Origin of the sequence: Myxococcus faecalis (assembly GCF_050039385.1) — a bacterium.
In the GTDB taxonomy this organism is placed as follows: Bacteria; Myxococcota; Myxococcia; order Myxococcales; family Myxococcaceae; genus Myxococcus; species Myxococcus fulvus.
This window is the reverse complement of the sequence record NZ_CP144336.1, coordinates 5,405,618-5,430,872: the sequence shown is the minus strand read 5'-3', so window position 1 is coordinate 5,430,872 and position 25,255 is coordinate 5,405,618. Positions and strand designations below refer to the sequence as shown.

The window sequence follows — 25,255 nt, the reverse complement described above, 5'->3', positions numbered from 1 at the left end:
GGGTCCCTCCCGCATATCGAACGAAAAGCCAGACGATTGCGCCGGCGGCGCGGAACCTTCAGGGCTGCGCGGCGTAGAGCTGCCCGCGCATCTCCCCGTAATAGGTATGCGCCTTGGTGTGCAGGTTGAAGTAGAGCACGCCCTTGCGCGCCAGGGACTCCAGGCTGGCCAGCGTCCGCGTCTGGGCAAGGAACCCCAGCTCCGCGGGGCAGCTCTCCGGCAGCCCGGGCTTGATGCCCTTCATCTCCTTGACGAAGGTGACGTTGGCGTTGGTGAGCTCCACGGACCAGCGCCCGTTGGCGAGCGTCTTCGACAGGTTGCCCAGCTCCCCGAAGTCCACCACCACCGGCCCGAGCACCCCGGGCGGCCCGCAGTGGATGTGGAACATGAGGATGTCCGCGGGATTGACGCCCGTCATCTCCACCTCCACGTAGGCCCGGGTCAAATCCTTGCTGAAGCGCAGCACGCCGTACCCGCGGGACTTGCGCGCCTCGCGCGGCGTCGAGGGCGCGGTGGCGCCCAGGCTCTTCTCCAACAGCTTGGGCACCTCCGACTCCTCACCTGGCTCCTGCGCGGGGCTGAGGAACGCCTCGTAGACGGTGAAGGTGCTCGCCCCGAGCGCGGGGTCCTTGGCGTGGGCCGAGGACACGAGGACACAGGTCGACACGAGCGACATCAGCAACGGACGCATGGCGGGCTCCAGGGCGGGGATGAGACGCTCCTGGCGTAGCGTGGATGCGAGGGCCCGCGGATGGCCGAAGATGGCCACCCGATGGCCGCCCCGCCCCATCACAGCGGCTCGAGGAACTGGCGGATGTGCGTGAGCACCTGGCGCACCTTGGGAATCTCGCTCAGGGCCTCCGGCACGCTCAGCCTCAAGGGGCGCACCCGGCCCACCACGTCCGGGAGCACCGCCACCAGCGCGTCCCCTCCCGCCGGGTCCGGCAGCTCCACGCTGGGAATCAGGCCGATGCCCTGCCCCGCCAGACAACACACGCGGACGAAGTGGATGTCGGTGGAGATGAGCGCGGGCGCCACCGGGAACGGGGCCCCCGTGAGCGTGGGCCACACGCTCGCGTCGTCACCGGGCGCCTGCCAGCAGAACAGCTCGTGCGCCTTCAGGTCCTCCACGGAGGCGGGCACGCCACGCTGGCGCAGGTAGGTCTCGCTGGCCCACAGCCCCTCGCGCACGCGCAGCACCACCTGCGACAGCCATGGCCCGCGGGGCAGCGCGTCGCCGAAGTGCGCCGCCAGGTCCACGTCCTCCAGCGACTCCGACAAAGGGTGCTCGCTGAAGCGCGCGTGCACGCGCAGCTGGGGATAGGTGGTCCTCAAGAGCCCGAAGAGCGGCGCCAGCAGGTGCGGCGGCATCCCCACCGGCAGCACCACCCGCAGGGTGCCGGAGGGCGTGTGCCCCACCTCGCGCAGCGACGCCACCAGCGCGCTCGTCTCCTGCATCATCAAGCGGCCCCGGCGCGCGAGCAGGACCCCCGCCTCCGTCAGGATGATGCCCGTCCGGGTGCTCGTGAGCAGCGGCACGCCCGCGCGGGCCTCCAGCGCCTCCACGCGCCTGCGCAGCGTGGTGCGCGACACCGCCAGCACCTCCGCCGCCTCCAGGTACGAGCCCGTCTCCGCCACGCCCACGAAGGCTCGCAACTCTTCCAGGTCCATGCCGTCCTCGCTCCGGTGGAGGCCACCGCGCGCATCTTCCCTGAAGCCCGCCCGCTCGCGCGAGCCCGCCCTCCGCGCCCGGAAGCGTCCGGCACGCGCGGCTCAGTACACGCGGCCCCCGTGCACCGGGCCCGCGCGCAGGTACTCGACGCCCTCGAGCACGAGTCGCCCCGTCGACGGCTCCACGTGGCCCACGCGCTGCCGCGTCATCCAGGACCGGTCCACCTTGACCAGGCTCCAGCCGTCGCAGTCCACCGGGGATGACCCGACGAAGCGCCCCAGGTCCAACGTGAGCTCCCCTGCGGACGTCACGGGGAACTCGACCTCCCGGGCCCCCTGTGAGGGGACCCCCACGGTCTCGAAGCGCGCGCCCGCCAGGTACTCACAGGCGGTGCGCGGGGGGCCTGTCAGCGCCGCGGCCTGGCGCGCCTCATGCGGCGAGCGCCGCTCGGACCTCTCGTCGATGGGCCCCTCGGGCCGTGCCCAGGGCAGCACGGCGTCCGCGCCCGAGGGCGCGGTCGGGTGGTCCGGCAGCACCGCCGTCACCTCCACCCTCCGGAACAGCCCTGGCTCGACGCGGACCGAGCTCGCGCGGCCGTCCTCCGCGACCACCGTCACGAACCTCGCGTGGGGGAGCTCCACCCGGAAGACGCCCTCGGTGAACGCCACCCGCCCCTTCATCCGAGGCTCGTTGCCACACAGGCCGCCCGGCAGCGTGAAGGAGACGAAGCCCCGGGCCACGGGCCTGCCGCGCGCGTCGAGCACGCGCCCCCTCACGTCAATCCCATCCTCGAAGGTGCGCATCGGCCCGGAGGGCCCCTCGACCCGCGAGACCGGCAGGTACACCGTCGTCGGCTCCGGCGGGCGGACGTCCCAGAGGGCCCCGCGCGACTGGCTCAGCCACAGCAAGAAGCCCCCCGTCACCAGGACCTGGCGCCAGGGCCCCAGCCGCCTCCACACCGCCGTGGTAGCCTGCGGGATTCCTCCTCCCTGCCTCCCAATCCCCATGAAGAAATTCCTGATGGTCGCGGGCATGCTGTGCGTGCTGCTCGCGGGTTTCGCGCTCAAGACAATGAGAGACGCGGGTCAGTTCCGTTCCATCGCCCCCCACGCCCCCGGCAGGTGCAAGCCGGTGTCGGGCATGCCCGGCGCGGAGGACCTCACCTTCCATCCGAGCGGCGAGTACGCCTACGTGTCCTCGCATGACCGCCGCGCGGCGATGGCGGCCGGCGCCCCCGTCCGGGGCGACATCTACCGCTACTCGCTCGAGGGCGACACGCCGCCGGTGCTGCTGACCGGGAGCTTCCAGGGCACCTTCCAGCCCCACGGCATCAGCCTGTACGTGGACCCCACCGGCGCGCAGACGCTCTTCGTCGTGAACCACCTCCCGGGGCACCGCAACACCATCGAGCGCTTCGAGGTGGGCAGCGACGGCCTGCTCGTCCACCGCGCCACCCGGGAGGGCCCCGAGCTCGTCTCGCCCAACGACGTGGTCGCCGTGGACGCCGAGCGCTTCTACGTGACGAACGACCACGGCAACCCGCCGGGCTTCTGGCAGACCCTGGAGGACTATCTCCAACTGGGCCAGGGCAACGTCCTCTACTTCGACGGCCAGCGCTTCAAGAAGGTCATCGAGGGCACCACGTACGCCAATGGCATCAACCGCTCCCACGACGGGGCCACGGTGTACCTGGCGCAGGCCGTGGGTCGCACGCTCGACAGCTACTCGCGCGACGTGGAGACGGGCGCGTTGACCCTGCGCCACTCGCTCGCGCTGGACACCGGCCCGGACAACATCGAGCTCGACGCCGAGGGCAACCTCTGGGTCGCCGCCCATCCGAAGCTGCTCGACTTCGCCGCCTATGCGGGCGACACCACCGGCAAGGCCCGCGCGCCCGCCCAGGTGCTGCGCCTGTCCGGCACCGACGCGGACATGAAGGTCACCGAGGTCTTCCTCGACGACGGACAGCAGACCTCCGCCACCGCCACCGCCGCCGTCTTCGGCAAGCGGATGCTGCTGGGCCCTGTCTTCGAGAAGGACTTCCTCGACTGCGAGCTGCCCTGAGGCCCACCAGAATCCGACGCGCCCCTTGTCCCCCAGTCCCGGCCGGCTTGTCCTGACTTGAGGGGCTCCCCACCCTCCGTCGTGTCGAGGTAGGGCGAAGTGTCACGAGGGGGATGGCTGCATGGGGAGTCGGCTGGGTTGGCGAGGCATGGTGGGGCTGGGTGGGCTGCTCGCGACGTTCGCGCCCTGGAGCGCGCAGGCCACCGAGCACGCGGGCGAGGACTGGCGCCCCAGTTCCGGGTACTCACTCAAGAAGGACAAGCGGCACCGCCGTCACCACGAAGAGGCCGCCATGGGCGGCTCCGGCATGGCGGCCATGTATCCACGGCTGGGCGGTCACGTGGGCTTCGCGCTGCCGCTGCTCAACATCACCGACGATGACACCACGGTCATCGGCGGGGACTTCTTCTCCCTGGGCCTGACGCCCGGCATCTCGCTGAAGCTCACCGAGCAGTGGACGCTCGACTTCGAGTTCATCGCCTTCAGCCGCTGGGACTTCGAGAAGGACGGCGAGCCGGAGCGGGTGGGCACCAGCTTCGTGGTGGACCCGGGCCTGCTCTACAACTTCGGCGGCTTCACCGCCGGCGTGCGCCTGGCCATGCAGGTGGGCGCGGGCCAGCCGTTCAACCTGGGCGTCGTGCCCATCGTCGTGAAGCCCTTCCCCATCACCGAACACCTCAAGTGGTTCCTCGAGCTGGACCTGCCGCTGTTCTTCACCGGCGCGCCGGGCGACAGCGGCTTCAGCTTCGGGCCGCAAATCCAGACGGGCATCGCCTTCTGAGCGGACCTCACGGCGCGTCGGAGGACGCGGCGTTGTTCCACCGGGGCTCGCCACGCGGGTCCTTGCCCCTGTCCGCGGAGTCGAACAGGAGCAGGTGCTTCTCATGCACCGGCTTGGGAGGCACGGGCGCCAGCACCAGCCCCGCCTGACGCAGGACCCGCGCGAAGGGGGGATGGAGGATGGCGTCGCGCCACCGCGCATCGTGGCGCTCCGCGTCCTCGGCGCTCAGCGTGACACCCGCCGCGAGCAGGGCCTGGAGCAGCTCCAGCTTCGAGGCGTCCGGGCACCTGCGGGCGTCCAGGGCCGACAGATACAGGAACGCGCCCTGGGTGGCCTTGTCCCAGCGAGCCCCATGGCTCAGCACCAGGGGAATCATGCTCGGACGACAGGCCCCCGTCGCCGCGTACAACAGGGCGCCCACCTTCCCCGCCGTGCTGGGATTCGCTTTCGCCTCCAGCAGCAGCCCCACCATCTCCTCGTCCGCGGGAGCGCCCCCCGGGCGGTTCACCGCGGCGCCCAGGGGCATCACGTCCCCCCGGCTCGGCAGGTTCGGGTCGGCGCCCTTCTCGAGCAGCACGTCGACGACCGAGCTGCTCCCCGACTGCACCCCCGCCACGAGCGGCGTGGGCAGCCGAGGCAGCTGGGCATTCGGGTCCGCCCCCGCCTCGAGGGAGCGCCGCACCAGGTCCGCATGTCCCAGCCGGGCCAGCTCCGCGAGCGGCGGCCACCGCGCCCCCGCCTCCACGAGGACCTCCACGGTCTGCAGGTCCCGCTGGAGCAACGCCCGGTAGGCGGGCCAGCGCTCGAAGCTGGCTTCGTTGCCCTTCGGCGGAACCCAGCCCGCGCCCACCGCCGCGCGCATCAACAAGGGGCTGCGGTGCTTGAGGGAGAGCTCCGCGGCCCGCTCGAGCACCCGGACCTGCACCTTTCCGCGCAGCTCGCGGCTCAGCGAGAGGGCGCGCGTGGAGTCCCGGCTCCGGAACGCCGACAGGAGGTCCGCCTCCCGCAGACACCCCTCCTCCTCCGTGTTCGCGCCCACGAGCCCCGCCTCCACCGCGGACAGCGCCTGGAAACGGGCGAAGCACCGCGCGGTCCACCCATGGGGCGGCCAGGCCTCCGCGTGCCGGGGCACCCGCAGGGAGGGGTCCGCCCCCGACGAGAGCAACAGCCGGGTGATGGCCACATCCGCCTTCTCGGCCGCCGCCATCAGCGGCGAGAGGTTCCGCGTGGCCTTGGACCTGCCCGGCAGGTTGATGCCACGCCCGGAGGCGATGAGCTCACCCAGGCGGAACCCGTCCGAGCGGAGCACGGCCTCCATCACCGGGTCCTCCGCCACCTCCACGAGCGAGGCCGCCCCGTCAGCCCCTCCCTCGATGCCCTCGGGTCGCTCGCCCGCCACGCCACAGGGCTCAGGCGCTGCCGTCGTCGCCGCGCAGAACTTCACGCCATCGCAGTAGGCCAAGACGCGGCAGTCGCGCGGATGCTGCCCGCAGCGCTCCACCGGCAAACCCTCGCACCACACGACAGGGGCCCGCGCGGTGGGGCCTCCCTCGCCGGACAACCCGCGTTGCTTCAGGACGAACAGCCCGGCCGCGGCGCCCATCACCAGACAGAGCGCCACGAGCACCAGGGCTTTCGTCACGCCCCGGCTCCGGCGGTGGGACGACCAACGGGGGGCGGCGAGGGCCATGGCTGTCATTCAACCCAATGACAGCCCGCCTTGGAAAGCCACCCCCCGGTGGAAACCTCAGCCCTTCTTGAGGAGGTTGTCCGCCACGAAGTCCCAGTTGACCAGGTGCGTGAGGAACGTCTCGATGAACTTGGGCCGCAGGTTGCGGTGGTCGATGTAGTACGCGTGCTCCCACACGTCGATGGTCAGCAGCGCCTTCTGGCCGTGCTTCATCGGCAGGTCCGCGTTGCTCGTCTTGGTGACGGCCAGCTTGTTCTTGTCCAGCACCAGCCACGCCCAGCCGGAGCCGAACTGCGTGGCGGCCGCGTTGGAGAACTCCTCCTTGAACTTGTCGAAGGAGCCGAAGTCGCGCTCGATGGCCGCCAGCAGCTCGCCCGTGGGCAGCCCGCCGCCCTTGGGCTTCATGCAGTTCCAGAAGAAGGTGTGGTTCCAGACCTGGGCCGCGTTGTTGAACACGCCGCCGTCGCTGCTGAGGATGATCTCCTCCAGGGACTTGTTGGCCTCGGCCTTGCCGTCCAGCAGCTTGTTGAGGTTGTTCACGTACGCCGCGTGGTGCTTGTCGTGGTGGTACTCCAGCGTCTCCTTGCTCATGTGCGGAGCGAGGGCGTCATGGGCGTAGGGAAGAGGGGGCAGCGTGACGGCCATGGTCAGGTCCTTTCCAGGGTAAAGGGACGAGGACACCTACCACCATCCCACCCGGGAAGAGGGCCTGACTCCAATCCATTGGCGTGCCGCCAACCTGCTGGAGCCCCCCGGCCATCCTCGGGTCAACACTTCGACGCGTCGTACGAGGGCCCGCCCTCCGGGTGGGCGGGCCCGCGCGTGGAGCGTCGCCTTTCACACGGTGGGAGGCCGCACCAGCAGGACGGGCCGCGAGGTGCGCGACAGCACCGCCTGCGTCGTCGAGCCGAGCAGCGCGCGCTTGAGCCCCGTGCGCCCGTGGGTCCCCATCACCACCGCGTCCACGCCCAGCCGCTCCGCCGTCTGCACCAGCGCGGTGACGACGTCCTGCGCATCCATGATGACCTCCGCCTGCGCGCGGCGTCCGGTGGCCTCCGCCTCGCGCGGCACCAGCGCCATCAGCCGGCCGCGCTCCGTGTCCACCTGCGAGCCCAGCTCCGCCACGGACACCAGGTAGACCTTGCCCCCGGGAGGCACCAGGCCGAAGGCGTGCGCCACCGCGTGGTTGCCCGTCTCGGAGAAGTCCGTGGCCACCATGACCTCGCGGAACGACGGCAGGGGCGCGTCCACGCCCGGCGCCATCGCCTGCGACGGGATGCAGGCCACCGACACCCGCGCCAGCCTCAGCGCGTTGTGGGACACGCTCCACATGCGCCCCAGCGCCCGGCGGTGGTGCGTGCCCACCACCAGCAGGTCCGCCTGCTCGCGCGCGGCCAGCTCCACCAGGTGGTCCGCGATGCGGCCCAGGGACGGCTCCAGCACCGTGCGCACCTTCACGCCCTGCGTGCCCAGCGGCGTCACCAGGGCTTGCGTCTCCTTGTCCAGCACCGCGCGCAGCTCCGGCGTCACCTCCGCCAGCTCCATGGGCCGCGGCAGGCCCAGCCGCCGGTACTCCTCGTCCGGCCACACCACGCGCGCGCCCACCACGTCCAGCGGGCCCCACACGCCCAGGGCGCGCACCCACTCACGCGCGGCCTCGTACGGCAGCGAGCGGTCCACGCCCAGCACCACCTTGAGCGGCCGCTGGCCCCGCGCCCACGCCTCCATGGCGTTCGCGTCCTGCACGGCGAGCAGCGGCACCTCCAGCGACTGCGCCAGCCGGTCCACCGTCCCGCCGACGCCCAGGAACGGGGCCTCCTTGCTGGGCGAGGCCGCCACCACGAGCGTGGCCAGGCGCTGGCGGGCCACGTCTGCGACCTCGGCGGAGGGCTCGCCGGTGCGCAGCTCCTGCTCCACGCGCGCGCCCTTCTGGGACAGCCGCTTCGCCTCGTCGCCCAGCGCGGCCTCGGCCGCCTGGAGCAGCGAGGGACCGAAGGCCCGCGCGGAGTTGGGGTTGAGCACGTGCACCAGGAACAGCGGCACGTTCGCCTTCCGGGCAAGCTCGGCGGCGACGTCACACGCGCGGCGCGCGGCATCGGAGAAGTTGGTGGCGCAGACGATGGACATGGGGGACTCCTCGAGTCGGCTACGGGATGGGGTTCACGCGGGCCGCACCTGCTCCACGCGCACCTCGTTGACCAGGGGCTCGCCGCGCTCGAAGGCCCGGACGCTCGCGAGCGTGGTGTGGGCGATTCTGCCCAGCGCCTCGCGGGTGAGGAAGGCTTGATGCGAGGTGACGAGCACGTTGGGGAAGGTGAGCAGCCGCGCCAGCACGTCGTCCTGGAGCACCTGGCCGGAGAGGTCCTGGAAGAAGACGCCCTCCTCCTCCTCGTACACGTCCAGCCCCGCCGCGCCGATGTGGCCGGACTTGAGCGCGTCGATGAGCGCGCGGCTGTCGATGAGCGCGCCCCGGCCCGTGTTGACCAGCACCACGCCGCGCTTCATCCGTGCCAGCGCCTTCGCGTCCACCATGTGGTGGGTGCCCGGCGTCAGCGGCACGTGCAGCGAGATGACGTCGCTGACGGCGTAGAGCTCCTCCAGCGTCACGTAGCGGGCGCCCACCTCGCGCGCGAAGGCCGCGTCGGCGACAGCGTCGAAGCAGACGACGTCACAGCCGAAGCCCCGGAAGATGCGCGCCGCGACGCGGCCGATGCGGCCCGTGCCGGCGATGCCCACCGTCTTGCCCGCCAGGTCGAAGCCCACCAGGCCGTCGAGCGAGAAGTTCCAGTCGCGCACGCGCGCGAAGGCGCGGGGGATGTGGCGGTTGAGCGAGAGCACCAGCGTCACCGCGTGCTCGGCCACCGCGTGCGGTGAGTACTCCGGCACGCGCGTCACCCGCACGTCCAGCCGCCGCGCGGCCTCCAGGTCGATGTGGTTGTAGCCCGCCGAGCGCGTGGCCACGAGCCGCACGCCGCACGCACGCAGCAACTCCAGCGTGGCCGCGTCCACGCGGTCGTTCACGAACGAGCACACGGCGTGGAAGCCCTCCGCCAGCCGCGCGGTCTGCGCCGTGAGGCGGGGCTCCAGGAAGGTCAGCGCATGGCCGAAGTCCGCGTTGGCTTCCTCCAACGCGCTCCGGTCGTAGCGATGGGTGTCGAATACCGCCAGCCGCATGCCTGCCCTCCCGCCGACGGACCGGGTGCCCGTCCTGATGGTGCTCCCTGCAACGCCCACACCATGCCCTCCTCGTGGCCCAGGCGCGATGGAGGACCGCGAAAAAACTGCGCATGCGCGACAGAGGGCGCAAAAAAGTCAGGGCACCGTGGCGGGCGGGCAGGCGGTGCCCTCGGCGTGACGTGCTCGCGGGGGGACGCGCCGGGGCCCCGCGCGGCCTACCTTTCGCAATGAGAGGCTGTCGAGAAGGAGGCGTCATGTTCCGCTGCGCGGCCTGTGGTGCGTTCAATCGTGTGAGAGAGCCCCGACCCTCGGGAAACCCCGAGTGTGGCCGGTGTCACCGGGCGCTGGACCTGTCGGGCGCGCCGCAGGAGGTGGACGGCGAGGGGCTGGACCGGGCGGTGCTGGGCTCGCCGGTGCCCATCCTGTTGGACCTGTGGGCGCCCTGGTGCGCACCGTGTCGCGCGGCGGCCCCCATCCTGGACGCGGTGGGCCGGGCCCAGGCGGGGCGACTGCTCGTGCTCAAGCTCAACACGGAGCAGAACCCGCGCTCCGCGAGCGCGCTCGGCGTGCAGGGCATCCCCACGTTCGTGGTGTTCCAGGGCGGGCGCGAGGTGGCGCGGCGCAGCGGGGTGATGCCGAAGCCGGAGCTGGAGCGCTGGGTGGCGGGCGCGACGTCGGCGCAAGGAGGCGCGGGCGTGACGGCCTGAGTCGTGCATTCGAGTGCGGCCCGCGCCTCGGCTCGGGGCCCGCGCAGGAGGGGAGTCGACATGGAGTCCGAGGCCGCGCTGCTGACGGACCTCTACCAGCTGACGATGACGGAGGCGTACCTGGCCGAGGGCCAGTGGGACGAGGGGGTGTTCAGCCTCTTCGCGCGCCGGCTGCCTCGCCAGCGCAACTACCTGGTGGCGGCGGGCCTGGAGGACGCGCTCCAGACGCTGGAGGGCTTGCGCTTCGAGTCCGAGGACCTGGCGTGGCTCGAGTCGACGGGCCGCTTCTCGGACCGGCTCTTGCGGTGGTTGGAGCGCTTCCGCTTCAGCGGGGACGTGGACGCGATGCCGGAGGGCACGCCGGTCTTCGCGCAGGAGCCGCTGCTGGAGGTGCGGGCGCCGCTGCCGGAGGCGCAGCTGGTGGAGACGTACCTGCTCAACCTGGTGCATCTGCAGACGCTGGCGGCGTCCAAGGCCTCGCGGGTGGTGGAGGCGGCGCGGGGCCGGCCGGTGATGGAGTTCGGGCTGCGGCGCATCCACGGCGCGGACACGGGGCTGAAGGTGGCGCGCGCGGCGTACCTCGCGGGGGTGGACTCGACGTCGAACGTGCTCGCGGGGAAGCGGTATGGGATTCCGCTCGCGGGGACGATGGCGCACAGCTACGTGCAGTCGCACGACGATGAGCTGGAGGCGTTCCGCGCCTTCACGCGCGTGTATCCGGACGCGACGCTGCTGGTGGACACGTACGACACGCTGCGGGGCATCCAGCACGTCATCCGGCTGGCGCGCGAGCGGGGTGAGGAGTTCCGCGTGCGCGCGCTGCGGCTCGACTCGGGGGACCTGCTCGCGCTGTCGCTGGCGGCGCGGGAGCTGCTCGACGAGGCGGGGCTTCAGCGCGTGCGGCTGGTGGCCAGTGGCGGGTTGGACGAGGAGCAGGTGGCGGGGCTGCTCGCGCGGGGCGCGCCCATCGACAGCTTCGGGGTGGGCACGGCGATGGGCGTGTCCGCGGACGCACCCTCGCTGGACATGGCCTACAAGCTGGTGGAGTACGCGGGCCGGGCGCGGGTGAAGCTGTCCGCGGGCAAGGCGCTGCTCCCCGGGGCGAAGCAGGTGTACCGGCAGGAGGAGGACGGCGTGGCGAGGCGCGACCTGCTGGTGCGGCGGGGAGACGCGGCGCAGGGGCGTCCGCTGTTGCGGCCGGTGATGCGCGCGGGACAGCGCGTGCCCGGGGCCGTGGCGTCACTGGCCGAGGCGCGGGAGTACGCGCGTCGGGAGCGTGAGCGCTTGCCGAGGGAGGTTCGGGCGCTGCAGCCAGCGAGGCCGCCCTACTCGGTCGTCATCGGGGACGGGCTGGCGCGGGCGCGGGCTCACGAGGTGGAGGTCTGGGCGACCGAGCCGTGATTCACCGAGACGTTTCGCGCGAGGGCGCCGTCCACGGCGAAGGCGCCGCTGCCGAGGAGGACCTGGGTGACGAGCGCCATGATGAGGAAGGCGACGTACTCCCAGCCTCCGCCCGGGTTGGTGAACATCCAGCCCAGGGAGGCGTGGGACGCGAAGGCGCCGAGCAGCACGGGCAGGAGCGCCAGTGACACGAGGCGGACCCGCAGGCCCGCGATGAGCGCGAGGCCGCCGAGCAGCTCCATGGCGAACACCGGCGTGGCCGTCCACCCGGGGAAGCCATGGGCCACGAAGAACCGGGCGGTGCCCTCGAGGGTGAAGATGAACCACTTGGCGCCCGCGTGGGCCAGGAACACGACCCCCAGGGATACGCGGAGCACGGTGGCGGCGAGGGCGGATGAAGCGGGATGGGATGCGTTGTCGAGCATGACGACGACCTCCGGAAGACGGGTGAGCTGACGCGACATGGAATGCGCGCCTGGCGGCTCCGGCGGAAGGTCTGTGTCGAGAACGAATCGTTCTGCTGGCAGGACAATCCCGTGCGTCGGTCCGTTCAGCCCCAGCGCGCGGGACGGAACTCCGCGGCCAGCACGTCGAGCAGGGCGCGCACCAGCGGCGCGGGGGAGCGCCCCGCCGCGTGGACCGCGTGGATGCCCACGGGCCTCGGCATGAAGTCGTCCAGGACGGTGACGAGCCGCCCCGCGCGCAGGTCCTCGTCCACCATGAAGCGCGGCAGCACCGCGAGGCCGATTCCCTCCGCCACCGCCTCGCGCAGCAGGGTGCCGTTGGCCACTGTCAGCGGACCGCTCACCGACACGGGGATGCGCCCCCGGGGGCCGTGGAAGCGCCACTCGTCCTCGGCGCGCAGGTGCGCGTAGCGCAGGCACGCATGGTCCGACAGGTCCTCGGGCCTGCGGGGTGTCCCCCTGCGCTTCAGGTAGGCGGGCGCCGCGCAGACACACAGCGCGGTGGTCGCGAGCTTGCGCGCCACGAGGTTCGAATCGCGCAGGCGCGTGATTCGCAAGGCGACATCCACCCGCTCCTCGACCAGGTCCACCAGCCTGTCGCTCAACATCACCTCCACCGAAGCCCCCGGGTGGGCCGCGAGGAAGCGCGCCAGGGGACGGGCCAGGTACATCTGCGCGAAGCTGATGGGCGCGTTGACGCGCAGACTCCCCCGTCCCGCGTCGGAGGCCCCTCGCGTGGCGGAGCCCGCCTCCTCCAACAGGCGCGCGGCATGCGCGTACACCCCCATCCCCGCGTCCGTGACGGAGAGCTTGCGGGTGGTGCGGATGAGCAGCCGCTCCCCCACCCTGGACTCCAGGCGGGAGACACGCGCGCTCACCACCGACTTGGACACCCCGAGCACCGCCGCGGCCCGGGTGAACGAGCGGTGCTCCACCACGCGCGCGAAGCACGCGAGGCCCAGCAGGTCATCGAACAGAGGCTCCGTCACGCGCGCAGGCTGCCACGGCCATACCTCAAGGACCAGATACACACATCTACACCGTATTTCCAATGCAACCAGGTGACTGTTATGCCGCCGTCACGCGGAGTTGACGTGGAAGACCGCCCGGAGCGTCGGTCCCACTTGTCACAATGCGGGCCTCACCATTCACCACGAGGAACGGATGACACGAGCAACCACAGCGAAGACGTGGCTGGGCCTGGGACTGTGCGGAGCGCTGGCGACGATGGCGGGCGCCACCACGGCGGCGGCCGAGGCGCCGCGCACCGAGGCGCGGGCGGCCTTCACCTCTCCCTGGTCCGCGGCGGCGTCGATGAGCCAGGTGCGCGCGTACCACACGGCGACGCGGCTGCCGACGGGCAACGTGCTCGTCACGGGCGGCAGCGGCTGGGGCAGCGTGACGGCGTCGACGGAGACGTACAACCCGAACACCAACACCTGGACGGCGACGGCGACGATGAGCCAGACGCGCTCGAACCACACGGCGACGCTCCTGTCCTCGGGCAAGGTGCTCGTGGTGGGCGGCCAGGGCGCCGGCACGCTGGCGAGCGCGGAGCTGTACAACCCCTCGACGAACACGTGGAGCGCCACGGGCAGCCTGGCCACGGCGCGGCGGGGCCACAAGGCGGTGGTGCTGTCGACCGGCAAGGTGCTGGTGTTCGGCGGCTTCGGGGCGACGGCGCTGAAGAGCGCGGAGTTGTATGACCCGGCGACGGGCACGTGGACGGCGACGGGTTCGACGTCCGTGGTGGCGGGCCGCGCCAGCCTCACGCGGCTGCCGTCCGGCAACGTGCTGGCGGTCAACGACGACGGCGTCGTCGGCGCGGCCGAGGTCTACAACGTGAGCACGGGCACGTGGAGCACCGCCGCGGCGGCGCCCGCGTTCTACGGGCACGCGGCCATCCTGCTGAACCAGGGCGCGGTACTGGCCGTGGGACAGGAGCAGGGCCAGTACGCGAGCGGCGCGTGGCTGTTCTGGCCGGAGGACAACGAGTGGGAATACACGTCCTACGCCACCGAGGAGCGCCGCATGGGCCACTCGCTGACGCTGCTGCCGTCGGGCAAGGTGCTTGTCGCGCGCGGCACGCGCAACCAGATTGGCGGCGTCACGGAGGTCTACGACCCGCAGGCCTTCTGGCAGCTGTCCGTGGTGGGCAATGACCAGCCCACGCAGGGCCACACCGCCACGCGCCTCATCAACGGCAAGGTGCTCGTGGCGGGCGGCACCAGCCAGGAGGAGCCCGAGCTGTACTCCTCCGCGGAGCTGTTCACCGAGTAGCCCGCCGTCTCGGCGCTGCTGCGTCCGCTCCGACGCAACCTCCCGCCGAGGTCCTCCGCGAGAAGAAGAAGCCCTGAGCCGTCACCTCACGGCTTCACCCACTCCTCGCTGTCCGGGGGCCCACCGAAGTCATCGCCCTTCCTGGGAGGCTGCCGCGAGCGCTTCACCGGCAGCCTCCACCCGCGCCGCACGGAGATGAGCCGCACCAGCGCGCCCACCGCCATGCCCGCCGCCAACGCCAGACGCCTGTGCCCCATGAGCGAGAACGCCAGACACACCACGCTCGCCGCGAGCGCGGCGATGGCGTAGTACCCGGGCTCCGGCCTCATCACCGTGGGCGTGCGCCGGATGAGCACGTCGCGGATGATGCCGCCCCCCGACGCGGTGATGATGCCAATCAACACCGCCGTCCCCGGACTGAGCCCCACCTCCAGCGTGCGCTGCGTGCCCGCCACCGCGAACGAGCCGAGCGTCAGCGCGTCCAGCATCGACAAGAGCTTCACCGTCGGCCCGTGCCGCAGCTCGAAGAGGAACGCGGCGAACGCCCCCGTGAAGGCCGCGACCAGATACGCCGGCTTCACCAACACCAGCGGAGGCCCCACCTGCAACAGCGTGTCGCGAAGGATGCCCCCGCCCACGCCGGACACGAGGCCCAGGACCAGGAAGCCCATCAGGTCCATCTTCCGACGCTCGGCCAACAGGGCGCCCAGCACCGAGCCGGAGAACACCCCCAGCAGGTCCGCCACCAGCGTCCCCAGCGAGATGACCTGCTCCTGGACATTCGGTTCCGTCAGGTCGAGTGACATGGCATGCGCGAGGCGGCCCGTCAGCGCTCCACCACCCCACTGGCAGCGTGGGGACGCCACGCGCCGCGGGCAACACACGCCGACAGGCCCAGGGACCGTCCGCACGGCGCTCCCACCCCGGCGGGCAACCTCTCGGGCGACGGCGCGACACCTCACGCCCCCGTGGACGGGCTCCGCGCGCGACAACACCTTTTGCTGAAAGCAACCCCCTCCCCCGAGCCCACGCCATGAGCCCCACCCAGCCCGCGGACCGCATCTTCGAGGGTGGCACCCTCCTCACCATGAACGACCAGCAGCCCACCGCCGAGGCCATCGCAGTCCAGGCCGGCCGCATCCTCGCCGTGGGCACCCGCGCCGACATCCTCGCGCTGCGCGGCCCCGACACGGAGGTCGTCTCGCTGCGGGGCGGCACCATGATTCCCGCCATCGTCGATGACCCGACCACCACCGACGCCGCGGCCTCCGGCGACGCCGAACCTCAGGGCACGCTCGAGCCCGGTCAGCGCGCCAACTTCGTCGTGCTCTCCGACAACCCGCTCACCATCACGCCCCGCGCCCGCGAGGACCTGCGCGTGCTGCACATCGTCAAGGACGGCGAGAGCCTCTACTTCGACAACGCGCGCGCCGCGAAGGAAGACGACGACACCGTGTTCAGCGAGGCCCTGTTCCTCGACGAGAGCGGCTGGCTCGTCTGAGCCCGCCTGCCTTCATCGCGCGAGAAAATGAAAAGACATGCGACGGAAGCGATGCGTCGTGACGGGGGGAGCGGGGTGAATGGCACCCACGCGCGAGTGGTCTATCGGAAACTTCCTCGCCGTCTACTCCGAGGGTGACTTCCTCCCACTCCGGCCGTTCTGCGATGGTGTGAAGGAACCCCGCACCGGAGAGCCTCCATGCTCCGCCATCTCGGCCCCGCGTTCTTCCTCGGCACCATGCTTCTCGGTGGCGCCTGCAAGAAGTCACAGGACCCCGTCCCCGAGACGCCCGCGGCGCCCAAGCCCGCCCCGGAGCCCGTGCCCGCCTTCTCGCTGTCGCTCCTCCAGGACGCGGCGCCAGCGAGCTGTACGTGGCTGCGTCAGGACCCCACGGGCATACGCAAGGCCCTGGCCACCGTGGAGGCGCCCTGCGCGCGGGTCCGCCTGGCGTGGAGCCCGGACGGCAAGCAGGGCGTCCTGGTGGACCGGGGCAACGGCAATGTGCAGCCGCGCGCCTGGAGGGTGGACTTCGACGCCGCCCAGGGTGTCCCGCTGCCGCTGCCCACCGAGGGCCACACGGACACGGTCGGCTTCGACGCCCGAGGGCAGGTGGTGGCGCTCGTCTCCCAGCTCGAGGGGCTGGCGCGCAAGGAGGAGCGCGGCGAGGAGTTCTTCGTCGTCGACGGCCGCAAGCTGATGGTGCCGGAGATGGAGGGCAGCAGCCCGGGCCTGGCCCACGCGTACCGCCGCGAGGGTGAGACGTGGAAGCGCATCGAGTCGGTCGCCACGGTGTACGAGACCGAGGACGCGCCGGGCACGAGCGCGCTGGCCACCGCGAGCCAGCTGGTGTCCTCCACCGTCGGCACGGACCCGGACGACCCCGTCGCGACGGAGCTCTCCGAGGGCAGCGAGGACGCCGTGCGATTGGACGCGGTGGTGAAGGACAAGGGCCATACGGAGTACGGCGCCTGGGTCTCGCTGGAGACGCATGGCGGGCCGCTGTACGCGTGGCGCGCGGCGACCGAGCTGCCGGTGCTGATGCTGCCGCTGCGGTGGGAGTCGGAGGACCGGCTGGCGGAGCCCGAGTCCCTGTCGCTGTCCCCCACGGAGGTGGTGGCCGTGCGCGTGAGGGGCGCCCTGCTGCTGGTGAGCGCGGAGGCCCACGCCCGCGTCTACGACGCGCGCACGAAGAAGCGCATCGCGTCATTGGACGACGTGCACGACGCGCGCTTCTGGCCCAAGCAGCGCACGGTGACGGCCGCCATCCCGACGGCGGGCGCGTCGGCGACGCAGTAGTCCCCTCAGGTGCATGAGCGCGCCTTCGCGTCGCCGCGACGCGAAGGCAGGGTCCCCTCCACGGCATGGCGACGCGAAGCACTGAGCGCGGTCGTCAGAGCTTGAGGGTCCCGGGTGCGAGGAGGGCCATCACCAGGGCCACGTAGCTGCCCACGCCGATGCAGCAGGTGAGCGCGGGTATCAGCAGCGCGCCGAACACCGCGGGCCCCCAGCCGACACCGTGCAGGCTGCGGTACGCGGAGACGCGGACGCCGAGGCTCCAGAAGGGCAGCACGTACATGCTGCAGAAGGGCACCAGGCCCGCGAGGTAGACGCCCTGGGCCAGGGCATGGCCGCGCAGCGTCGTCCTGAACGTGCCCTGTGCGCCCGCGACCTTGAGCACCAGGTGGTCCAGCCCCGCGGCAGCGAGCGTGAGGCCCATGCTCAGCAACGGCACGAACAGCATGCAGATGACGAAGAGGACCACGGTGACGCCGCGGAAGAGCGCGGGGTGGGTCTCGTTGTCGGAGCCGCCGGCGGGGAAGCTCTCGTAGGGGAAGGCGAGCAGGAAGAGGGTGTAGAGGAGCCAGGTGGAGAAGTAGCCCACGAACGCGGTGAGGCCGGCGAAGAGGAGCGAGTCGCCCACCGACGCCTCGCGAGACATCCGCTCGAAGGTGGTGACGGGGCGGAGCATCACCTCGACGCACGTCCTCCAGAACGCCTTGACCCAGCCCAGCTCCGCGCGCTGGTCCCACGGAAGCAGGGCGTGGGGCACGCGGGCGTGGCACGACTCGCAGACCAGCTCCTGCCGAGGACCTCGGCGCAGACACCGGGCGCACGCGAAGGCGCCGCAGCGCTCACAGGCATGAAGGCTCATCCACTGAGGATGGACGGCACACACCGGAGCGCCCGAGTCGGGCGGAGGCGAGACGACAAAGGAGGCGCCGCAGCCACCGCAGCGAAGGGCACCTGCGCCCACGGGGGCCTGACAGAAGGGACACACGAACTCGGACACGCTTCACATCCTCGCACAGTCGCAACGCTCGCAAGGCCCCAGCGGAACGCCTGCGGGAGCGCCTCATGCGCAGCGCCTGCCCGTCTGCCCTCGGTGACTCGACGAGCATGCCACCCGCTCAGAACATGAGACACGGACGCATCAACCCGTGCTCATTCCGGCACCCGCCCGGGTCATGACTCGGAGCGAGGCATCCTCGCAATGCGAGGAACGCGGGCGCATCCGCCGCGCCGCTCCGGCACGTGGCGCCCGCGCCACTCCAGCGCGTGGGCTCGCAACGAGGCGCCCGCGCGAGAGAAGAGCATGGGCGCACGAGCTTCGCGCCGCTCCGGCGCGTGGGCTCGCAACGAGGCGCCCGCGCGAGGCGAGAGGCCCATGCACGCGCCACCGTCTCCACCGCTCCGGCCCGCGACGCGAGCCCCCGCTCAGGGCGACGGACGCGGCCGCACCAGTCCGTGGTCATCCGGCACGGGGCCCGCGCCACGGTCTCCACCGCTCCGGCTCGCGGGGTCCACCGAGGGCTCCGGCCGGGCCTCACGCGCGCGTCGCGCCTGACGCAGCGCCGCCTTCGCCTCGGCCTTGTGCCCCTGCGCCTTCTCCCGCTTCGCCAGCGCCTCCCACAGCTCCGGCGACTCCGGATGCAGCGCCACCGCCGCACGCAAGAGCCCCAGCCCCACGCGCGGAGACTCCGCCTCCGCCACGCGCTTGAGCAGCGGCGTCGGCGCCAGCGCCAGCATGCCCTGCGGCGTCGCGTGGGCCTCGCGAAGATGCCCCAGCACCTCCTCGTCCCGCTTCGCCACCAGCAGCGCCTGCGCCAACGCCAACCGGGCGTCCACGCTCCTCGGGTGCAGCTCCACCGCGCGCTCCAGCCAGCGCAGCCGCCCCGCCTGCTGCTTGCGCCACGCGAAGCGCTCCGCGATGCGCAGCATCTCGTCCGAGTAGTCCGGCCGCACGTCCGGCGACAGCCCCGCCGCCTTCTTCACCACCGCCCAGCGCGGCTCCGGGTTCGACTCCTCGTCCAGCCGCTGGCGTTGCAGCTCTGGCACCTCCGCGCGCTTCCACCCCGCCACGAACCGCAGCAGGTCCGTGCGCAGCGGCTCCCCGAAGCGCTCCGTGTCCGGCCCCCCCTGCGCCTCACAGGTCGCCAGGTAGTCCGCGAAGAACGACAGCGGCCCCTCGGCCGGATACGCCAGCAGCCGCTCCGGGCCCCGCGCCTTCTCCAACGTGCGCGCCATGTGCGCGCCCACGCGGATGAACACCGACCCCAGCCGCGGGTCATGCCCACCGCGGATGCGCTCCAGCGCCGCCTTGCCATCGCGCGCAATCGCCTTGCGGTCCAGCAGCTCCGACACCCGCGCGAACGCGCCCGGCAGGTCCTCGTCCGCCGGCAGCGAGCCCGGCCCGCGCGTGGCCCACAGATGGTACGCGAGCCCGTAGCTCGCGATGCGCCCCAGCCCCTCGTACACCACCGAGTCCACCGGGTCCGTGAAGTGCGCATCCCGCCGCGTGACGCCCTGCTCCAGCACCCCCTCCATCAACCGGATGGACAGCCGGCGCAGGCGCTTCGCCTCGCCCTCGATGTTCGTGGCCAGCGAGATGACCGTGTCCTCCGCGGGGAACATCACCAGCAGCGTCGTCGTCTCCGGCTGCCCTCCCGCGTGCGCCACCAGGTAGTGGCCTCGCAGCGGATAGGTCGCGAAGCCCATGCCGTAGTCCGTCAGCCGCCCATCGCTCGTGGCCATGGACGCCTGCATCTTCCCCATCGAGTCGCGAGACACCAGCCGGTGCGACAGCACCGCCCGACCGAAGCCGAGCATGTCCCCCACCGTCCCCCGCGTCCCACCCCCGCCGAAGCGGCTGGACACATCCAGGAAGCGCGAGCGCTGGAGCACCCCCTCCTTCACCCGGTAGCCCACCGCCTGGTGCTCATCGCGCGTCGCGGTGACATCCAGGTCCGCGTGCGCCATGCCCGCGGGCTGGAAGACATGCTCGCGCAGGTAGTCGCGATACGACTGCCCGGACGCGGACTCCACCGCCGCGCCCAGCAGGTTGTAGCCCCACGTGCTGTACAGGTAGCGGGAGCGCGGCTCGAACGCGAGCGGCTTGTGCGAGAACACCGCCAGCGCCTCCTCGGTGCTCACCGCCTTCACGTTCTGGGTCGACGCCACGCCGTCATACGTGGGCACGCCGCTCAGGTGTCCCAGCAAATCCTTCACCGTGACGGTCCACTGCTTCGCCGGGTACGTCGGCACCACCGCGTGGATGTCCGCGTCCAGCGACAGCTTGCCCTGCTCCACCAGCTGCAGCACCGCCACCGCGGTGAAGGACTTGGTGACGGACGCCATGCGGTACGTGGTGCGCGGCGTCGCGGGCAGCCGCTTCGCCACGTCGCGGTAGCCATAGCCACACACCCACCGCTGCTCCCCGCGGGACACCGCGACGGACAAGCCCGCCACGGGCCCCTGGGACAGCTCCGAGCGGACGATGGCGTCCAGCGCCTTCGTCACCTCCTCGGGCAGCGCGCGCGGCGAGGCGCCGGCCTCGTCCACCTCCACGCTCTCACAGACGGACGGCAGCTTCGGCGCCGCGACCACCGGCGTCGAGACCCAGAGGACGACGGCCAGCCACCCCGCGCTTCGCATCGTCATGGCACGGCCTCCACCCGCTCGGCCGCCGGAGCCACCTGGGCCACGGGGCCCTGGGCCGGCGGCGTCTCCACCCACGCGCGCAGGAGCGCGTCCGTCACCAGGTGCCCCAGCACATCCAGCCCGCGTCCACGCGGGTGCACCAGGTCGTCATGCATGAAGCCGGACTTGTGGAAGCGCGTCAGCGCGCCCTTGCCGCCCATCGCCTCGTACAGGTTGAAGAACGCGCAGCCCTCCGCGAGCGACACCTCGCGCTCCGCCTCTACCACCGCCTCCAGGAACGGGCGCTGGGTGAAGGCCTTGCCCGAGTCCTTCGCGTCGCGCACCGCGTCCATCGGCCCCACCACCAGGCACGCGCTCGACGGCGCCGCCACGCGGGCCCGCCGCAAGAGCGCCCCCAGGTCCTCGCGCAGCGTCGCCAGGTCCGTGCGCTTCCACTCCAGGCGCTTGGACTCGTTGCCGCCCAGGAAGAACACCAGCAGCTTCGGGTCCCGCTCGGTGAGCTGCGAGCGCAGCGCTCCGTCCTCCAGCCGCGCGTACAGGCTCGCGTCCGCGGACGGGACGCCCAACATGTCCAGGACGATGCCAGGGCGCTCGTGCTGGAGCACCACCCCCTGCACCACCGCGCCCTTGCCCTCCGCCACCACGTCCACCGTCGTCGCGCCGGGCGGCAGCTCGAAGCGCGTGGAGCGCGACGCGCCCGTGCCCTCCGGCGTCGTCCGCGCCAGCACCGTGTCGCCGCTCACCACGCTGAGCGCGCCCCCGCGCGGGACGTCCAGCCACCACAGCGTGCCCCGCGCCTCGCCCTCCAGCTTGAAGCGGCCGCGCGCCTTCGCCTGGGTGGCCACGTGGTACACGCCGGTGATTCCGAACGGCAGCGGCGGCGCGCGCAGCTCGCCCAGCGTGCGCGGCGTCCAACCGCTCGCGCTGTGGCTCGCCCGGCCACGCCCGCCGTAGGGCGCCATCCGGTCCACCAGCAGCACGCCCCGCCCCGCCCCGCCGAAGCTCGCGCCCAGGTCATCCCGCAGGATGTCCACGATGCGATCTCCCGCGATGAGGGAGTTGCCGAACGCCTCGATGACGGTGGGCCGCCTCGCCGTGCCCGACGACAGCGCGTCCAGCGACTCGAAGAAGGGCGCCAGCGCGGTGCGCACGCACCCTTGCGCCACCGACGCCACGCACGGGTCCTCCACCTTCGCGCCCGGAGCACCCAGCTTCACCGCCAGCGCCTGCGTCGAGCGGGTCCGCTCGGTCGGCTCCGGAAAGACCCTGCGGGGCGCCACGGCGGGTGTCACCGGCACCGGGGTCCTCGGTGACGCCACGGCCGGCGTCGCCACCGCCGCGGGGACTGGCGCGGAGGGGGGACGTGCCTCGGAACCGATTTCACAAGCGGTCAGCAGCCCGCCACAGGCCAGGACGCGGAGCACGCGCCCGACGCCCACCCACCCGACTTCCGAATGCGTCATGCGGCATCCAGCGTAGACGAAAGCTTCCGCTCGCGCATTTTCCCGGCCCGCCAGGCCCCCTGCTCTCCGAGGGAGCCCGAAGCTTTCGGGGGCTCGCACCTTGCCCACTGGTTTCGCGCGCGCCTGCGACACACAGGGCCTGCGAGTTGGCGGACAGGCCGATGCCAGGGTCCACACGCCAACAGACTCACTTCACTTGGGGCGCCGCGTCCCCAAATTACCCGTCACTCATATGGAGAAAGCGAAAAACAAGGTAGCGAACTGGACGAGGTTCCATCGCAAGTTCGGCAGCCATGTACGCCAGCTCCGTAATGGCCGCGAGCTCACCCAGGAGGTGCTGGCCGAGCGGTGCGACCTCTCCGTGGATGCCATCCGTCGGATCGAGCGCGGGTCCTTCTCTCCCTCGCTCGACACGCTGGGCAAGCTGTCGGTGGGCCTGGACGTGTCGCTCAAGACGCTCTTCCAGGGCTTCGAGCACGAGCGCACCGGCGACGTGGCGGAAATCTGCGACTTCCTCTCGTGTCGCTCCGACCCGGAGGTGAAGCTCGCCCGGAGGGTGCTCCAGGCGATGTTCGAGGACTCGTAGTCTTCTTCGGACATCTGCCGGTGGAAACCGGCAGATGTTCCCTGTTCCCCACGGCCACGCTGACCTACGCACGCTCGCATATGTCGGGAGTCCCCGAAGGCATCCTCCTCGTCGTGGAGGACGATGCGGACCTGCGCGCCGCCGTCGTCGAAATCATCGCGAGCACGGGACAGCTCGTGTCCATGGCGAAGGACGGCCTGGAGGCGCTCACCTGGTTGGAGGTGCACGGCCGTCCCAGGCTGGTGCTGCTCGACATGGGAATGCCGCGCATGACGGGCCAGGACTTCCTCGGGCGCGTGGCGCGGCACTGGCCGGGCCTCGCCGTCGTGGCGATGACGACGCGGCCCATCCATCACCCGGGCGTGCTCGACACGCTGCTCAAGCCCTTCGACCTGGAGACGCTCCTGGAGCGGCTCCCCGTCTGGCTGCGGCTGGCGCGCGACCTGCCCCGGCCCTGAGGCGCGATTTCATTGCGCACAATGCAGTCCGGGGGCATGGTGGGGAGAGGAGCCGTCATGTCCCCGTCGAACAAGAAGCGCGGCGACGCGCTGCACCTGGACGAGCAGCTGTGCTTCACCCTGTACTCGACGGTGCACCTGCTCAACCGCACGTACCGGCCGCTCCTGGAGAAGCTGGGCCTCACGTATCCCCAGTACCTGGCGATGATGGTGCTGTGGGAGGAGGACGGCGTCACGGTGAAGGCGCTGGGGGAGCGGCTGCTGCTCGACTCGGGCACGCTGACGCCGCTGCTCAAGCGGCTGGAGTCGGCGGGGTTGCTCAAGCGTGAGCGGGACGTGCTCGACGAGCGCCAGGTGCGCATCCGCCTGACGGCGTCCGGTCGCGCGCTGCGCGCCAGGGCGGAGAGCGTGCCGCCGTCCATCCTGGAGGCCTCGGGCTGCACGTTGGAGGAGCTCCGGGACTTGAAGGCCCGCGTGCTCGCCATCCGGGAGCAGCTGGGCGCGCGGCTGGGTGAGGAGTCCTCCGCCACGGCGCCCCGGGGTCAGCGCAAGAAGTCCGGCTAGCGCGCCGGCGCGGTGCGCGTCGGCCTGCCGCCGATTCCCACCAGCTGGCTCACCAGCTCCAGCGCCTGGGTGTAGCGCGTCATCGAGGCCTGGAGCGCGAGCAGCTCCGCGTTGGACAGCCGCTCGCCCGAGGGCGCCGACTGGATGACGCCGACGAGCGCGCGCTGTCCCTGCTCCAGCTCCTGCATGAAGCGGGAGATGCCGTCGAGCCGCTCCGTGCGCTCACCCACGGGCACGGCGCGCGGCGCGCCCGCGTCACCGGGGTCCGCCACCTTCACGTTCGAGACCGCGACACTCACGGAGGACCGATTCACCGAAGAAGGACGAGGGAGTGCTGCGGTCAGCGGACGCGACATGAAGCGGACTCCTGCGGGGACGGAGTGAGGGGGAGGCGCGAGTATCCGCCCGTGGACTGACAGTCGCCAGTCGGGTGGGGACGGCGGCCTCCTCTCCAGGCACTCGATTGCGTCATACGCGGTGAATCCGTGTTCCCCACTCCTGGAGGCGGCTCACGACGTAGGCCGCGTCGAGCACACCCTCGGGTGAGTACAAGCCGGGCTCCACGGGCGTCCCACCCGTGAGGCCCAGCAGCCGCTCCACGGCGAGCGCGGCGCCCTTTCCGCTGAGACCGGAATGGACGTCCGCGTCGACCAGCGCGTGACGCACGAGTGACGGCGTTCCGTCCGCCTTCACGCCCTCCAGCTCGATGATGACCTCGTGGCCCGGACCCTGTCCCGGCGCGCGGCGCGCAGCGGGGCGCAGCGCGAAGTCCAGGCGGATGTCGCTCGCGTCCGTGACCGCCGCGAGCGAGGCCACGTCGAGCAGCGGATACGCGCGGCCCTGCCACTGCGTGCCGTCGACGCCCTGGAAGGTGCGCGTGAGGTCGGCCTCGCGGGTGGCCCAGAGGAACCGGCCCTCCTTGCGGATGAGCGGACTGGGCACGCCCTTCGCCACGCGGTCCATGTCGCCGAGCGCGGCGGGTCCGCCCACGTCTTCCTCGTCGAACACGGCGCAGATGCGGATGGCGTGGACCTTCGCCAGCTCGCGCGCGAAGTGGAGCGTGGCCAGGGCGACGGTGCCGCCCAGGAAGTGCCCGAGCAGCAGCGTGGGCGCGGCGGTGGGCCGCTGGACGTGGAGCGCGACCTCCGGGCCGATGTCGAAGACGAAGTCGGAGAAGGACACGTAGGGCACCCCCTGGTCCTGCGCGTAGCGCAGGGTCCGGAGCGAGTCGTCCTTGAGCAGCACGACGATGGCGCTGGACGTGGAGCCCGGAGGCAGGCCCAGGTCATCGCGCTCCAGGTCGATGCGCACGGCGTCGGCGTGGCCCACTTCGCGCGCGAGCGCGGACGCCTTCGTCACGTCGCGCGCGCCGATGCGGAGGGGGAGGTGCGGCTGGAGGTCGCGGAGGGCCTTCACGGCGCGACGTCCGACGACGCCGGAGCCACCGATGAAGAGGACGGGGTTGAGCTTCGATGCGTTGTTCATGACGGGATTCCTTTCGAGCAAGGG

The 25,255-nt window shown here is 71.8% G+C and carries 25 protein-coding genes; 10 read left to right on the top strand and 15 right to left on the bottom strand.

Features of this window, described 5'->3' with window-relative positions; genetic code table 11:
• Positions 1 to 58 precede the first annotated feature (58 nt).
• The 3 genes from VZQ01_RS21765 to VZQ01_RS21755 form a co-directional block, all read right to left on the bottom strand.
• Positions 59 to 691, bottom strand: coding sequence for a CHRD domain-containing protein (locus VZQ01_RS21765; RefSeq protein ID WP_223750417.1), 633 nt, complete (start codon positions 689 to 691; stop codon positions 59 to 61).
• A 98-nt stretch (positions 692 to 789) separates the two neighbouring features.
• Positions 790 to 1,671, bottom strand: a complete 882-nt coding sequence (locus VZQ01_RS21760) for a LysR family transcriptional regulator (RefSeq protein WP_267698902.1) — start codon at positions 1,669 to 1,671, stop codon at positions 790 to 792.
• A gap of 102 nt (positions 1,672 to 1,773) precedes the next feature.
• The gene (locus tag VZQ01_RS21755; protein WP_426748890.1) at positions 1,774 to 2,679 is read right to left on the bottom strand and encodes a hypothetical protein; all 906 of its coding nucleotides are present in this window, start codon (positions 2,677 to 2,679) and stop codon (positions 1,774 to 1,776) included.
• Here VZQ01_RS21755 and VZQ01_RS21750 point away from each other — a divergent pair.
• Positions 2,678 to 3,736, top strand: a complete 1,059-nt coding sequence (locus VZQ01_RS21750) for an SMP-30/gluconolactonase/LRE family protein (RefSeq protein ID WP_223750420.1) — start codon at positions 2,678 to 2,680, stop codon at positions 3,734 to 3,736. The two genes, VZQ01_RS21755 and VZQ01_RS21750, sit on opposite strands and share 2 nt — an antisense overlap.
• 121 nt (positions 3,737 to 3,857) lie before the next feature.
• On the top strand, positions 3,858 to 4,517 hold the full coding sequence (locus tag VZQ01_RS21745; protein ID WP_223750421.1) for a hypothetical protein: 660 nt from the start codon (positions 3,858 to 3,860) through the stop codon (positions 4,515 to 4,517).
• A 7-nt stretch (positions 4,518 to 4,524) separates the two neighbouring features.
• On the opposite strand, the gene VZQ01_RS21740 is transcribed toward VZQ01_RS21745, so the two are convergent.
• The 4 genes from VZQ01_RS21740 to VZQ01_RS21725 form a co-directional block, all read right to left on the bottom strand.
• Complete coding sequence (locus tag VZQ01_RS21740) at positions 4,525 to 6,159, bottom strand: ankyrin repeat domain-containing protein (protein WP_408888736.1); 1,635 nt, start codon at positions 6,157 to 6,159, stop codon at positions 4,525 to 4,527.
• Between the two features lie 105 nt (positions 6,160 to 6,264).
• Positions 6,265 to 6,852 carry a superoxide dismutase gene (locus VZQ01_RS21735; protein ID WP_223750423.1) on the bottom strand — a complete coding sequence of 196 codons (588 nt, stop codon included), beginning with the start codon at positions 6,850 to 6,852 and terminating at the stop codon, positions 6,265 to 6,267.
• Between the two features lie 192 nt (positions 6,853 to 7,044).
• Positions 7,045 to 8,334, bottom strand: a complete 1,290-nt coding sequence (locus VZQ01_RS21730) for a universal stress protein (RefSeq protein ID WP_267698897.1) — start codon at positions 8,332 to 8,334, stop codon at positions 7,045 to 7,047.
• A 33-nt stretch (positions 8,335 to 8,367) separates the two neighbouring features.
• Positions 8,368 to 9,381 carry a 2-hydroxyacid dehydrogenase gene (locus VZQ01_RS21725; protein ID WP_426748889.1) on the bottom strand — a complete coding sequence of 338 codons (1,014 nt, stop codon included), beginning with the start codon at positions 9,379 to 9,381 and terminating at the stop codon, positions 8,368 to 8,370.
• A gap of 257 nt (positions 9,382 to 9,638) precedes the next feature.
• Here VZQ01_RS21725 and VZQ01_RS21720 point away from each other — a divergent pair, with 257 nt between their 5' ends.
• Together VZQ01_RS21720 and VZQ01_RS21715 are read left to right on the top strand one after the other, a co-directional pair.
• Positions 9,639 to 10,091: a thioredoxin family protein gene (locus VZQ01_RS21720; protein WP_223750426.1), complete on the top strand. Its 453-nt coding sequence runs from the start codon at positions 9,639 to 9,641 to the stop codon at positions 10,089 to 10,091.
• Between the two features lie 60 nt (positions 10,092 to 10,151).
• Positions 10,152 to 11,492 (top strand): nicotinate phosphoribosyltransferase, encoded by a 1,341-nt coding sequence (locus VZQ01_RS21715; protein WP_426748888.1) that lies wholly within the window; start codon positions 10,152 to 10,154, stop codon positions 11,490 to 11,492.
• Here the strand turns inward: VZQ01_RS21715 and VZQ01_RS21710 are convergent.
• Together VZQ01_RS21710 and VZQ01_RS21705 are read right to left on the bottom strand one after the other, a co-directional pair.
• Positions 11,459 to 11,956, bottom strand: coding sequence for a DoxX family protein (locus VZQ01_RS21710; protein ID WP_223750428.1), 498 nt, complete (start codon positions 11,954 to 11,956; stop codon positions 11,459 to 11,461). The two genes, VZQ01_RS21715 and VZQ01_RS21710, sit on opposite strands and share 34 nt — an antisense overlap.
• 86 nt (positions 11,957 to 12,042) lie before the next feature.
• Positions 12,043 to 12,945 carry a LysR family transcriptional regulator gene (locus VZQ01_RS21705; protein ID WP_426748887.1) on the bottom strand — a complete coding sequence of 301 codons (903 nt, stop codon included), beginning with the start codon at positions 12,943 to 12,945 and terminating at the stop codon, positions 12,043 to 12,045.
• A 175-nt stretch (positions 12,946 to 13,120) separates the two neighbouring features.
• On the opposite strand from VZQ01_RS21705, the gene VZQ01_RS21700 reads away from it, so the two are divergent.
• The gene (locus VZQ01_RS21700; protein ID WP_426748886.1) at positions 13,121 to 14,236 is read left to right on the top strand and encodes a Kelch repeat-containing protein; all 1,116 of its coding nucleotides are present in this window, start codon (positions 13,121 to 13,123) and stop codon (positions 14,234 to 14,236) included.
• An 86-nt stretch (positions 14,237 to 14,322) separates the two neighbouring features.
• Here VZQ01_RS21700 and VZQ01_RS21695 read toward each other — a convergent pair whose 3' ends face one another.
• Entirely contained in the window at positions 14,323 to 15,042 is a 720-nt protein-coding gene (locus VZQ01_RS21695; protein ID WP_267698893.1) for a trimeric intracellular cation channel family protein, read from the bottom strand.
• Between the two features lie 227 nt (positions 15,043 to 15,269).
• Here VZQ01_RS21695 and VZQ01_RS21690 point away from each other — a divergent pair, with 227 nt between their 5' ends.
• Complete coding sequence (locus tag VZQ01_RS21690; RefSeq protein WP_223750432.1) at positions 15,270 to 15,737, top strand: amidohydrolase family protein; 468 nt, start codon at positions 15,270 to 15,272, stop codon at positions 15,735 to 15,737.
• A 198-nt stretch (positions 15,738 to 15,935) separates the two neighbouring features.
• Positions 15,936 to 17,033 (top strand): hypothetical protein, encoded by a 1,098-nt coding sequence (locus tag VZQ01_RS21685; protein WP_426748885.1) that lies wholly within the window; start codon positions 15,936 to 15,938, stop codon positions 17,031 to 17,033.
• A 94-nt stretch (positions 17,034 to 17,127) separates the two neighbouring features.
• Here VZQ01_RS21685 and VZQ01_RS21680 read toward each other — a convergent pair whose 3' ends face one another.
• The 3 genes from VZQ01_RS21680 to VZQ01_RS21670 all read right to left on the bottom strand — a co-directional run bounded on the left by VZQ01_RS21680 (position 17,128) and on the right by VZQ01_RS21670 (position 22,138).
• Positions 17,128 to 17,889: a YIP1 family protein gene (locus tag VZQ01_RS21680; protein WP_426748884.1), complete on the bottom strand. Its 762-nt coding sequence runs from the start codon at positions 17,887 to 17,889 to the stop codon at positions 17,128 to 17,130.
• 563 nt (positions 17,890 to 18,452) lie between these two features.
• On the bottom strand, positions 18,453 to 20,669 hold the full coding sequence (locus tag VZQ01_RS21675) for a serine hydrolase domain-containing protein (protein ID WP_426748983.1): 2,217 nt from the start codon (positions 20,667 to 20,669) through the stop codon (positions 18,453 to 18,455).
• 2 nt (positions 20,670 to 20,671) lie between these two features.
• Positions 20,672 to 22,138, bottom strand: a complete 1,467-nt coding sequence (locus VZQ01_RS21670; RefSeq protein ID WP_426748883.1) for a GDSL-type esterase/lipase family protein — start codon at positions 22,136 to 22,138, stop codon at positions 20,672 to 20,674.
• Between the two features lie 232 nt (positions 22,139 to 22,370).
• Here VZQ01_RS21670 and VZQ01_RS21665 point away from each other — a divergent pair, with 232 nt between their 5' ends.
• Genes VZQ01_RS21665 through VZQ01_RS21655 form a run of 3 tightly spaced genes read left to right on the top strand, consistent with a single transcriptional unit; the run spans position 22,371 to position 23,746 of the window.
• Complete coding sequence (locus VZQ01_RS21665) at positions 22,371 to 22,724, top strand: helix-turn-helix domain-containing protein (RefSeq protein WP_141327495.1); 354 nt, start codon at positions 22,371 to 22,373, stop codon at positions 22,722 to 22,724.
• Between the two features lie 20 nt (positions 22,725 to 22,744).
• Positions 22,745 to 23,182 carry a response regulator gene (locus VZQ01_RS21660; RefSeq protein ID WP_267698888.1) on the top strand — a complete coding sequence of 146 codons (438 nt, stop codon included), beginning with the start codon at positions 22,745 to 22,747 and terminating at the stop codon, positions 23,180 to 23,182.
• 57 nt (positions 23,183 to 23,239) lie between these two features.
• Positions 23,240 to 23,746: a MarR family winged helix-turn-helix transcriptional regulator gene (locus VZQ01_RS21655; protein ID WP_426748882.1), complete on the top strand. Its 507-nt coding sequence runs from the start codon at positions 23,240 to 23,242 to the stop codon at positions 23,744 to 23,746.
• On the opposite strand, the gene VZQ01_RS21650 is transcribed toward VZQ01_RS21655, so the two are convergent.
• Both VZQ01_RS21650 and VZQ01_RS21645 read right to left on the bottom strand, forming a co-directional pair.
• Positions 23,743 to 24,045 (bottom strand): hypothetical protein, encoded by a 303-nt coding sequence (locus VZQ01_RS21650; protein WP_223783806.1) that lies wholly within the window; start codon positions 24,043 to 24,045, stop codon positions 23,743 to 23,745. The genes VZQ01_RS21655 and VZQ01_RS21650 overlap by 4 nt on opposite strands.
• A 169-nt stretch (positions 24,046 to 24,214) precedes the next feature.
• The gene (locus VZQ01_RS21645) at positions 24,215 to 25,231 is read right to left on the bottom strand and encodes an NAD(P)-dependent oxidoreductase (protein ID WP_426748881.1); all 1,017 of its coding nucleotides are present in this window, start codon (positions 25,229 to 25,231) and stop codon (positions 24,215 to 24,217) included.
• Positions 25,232 to 25,255 lie beyond the last annotated feature (24 nt).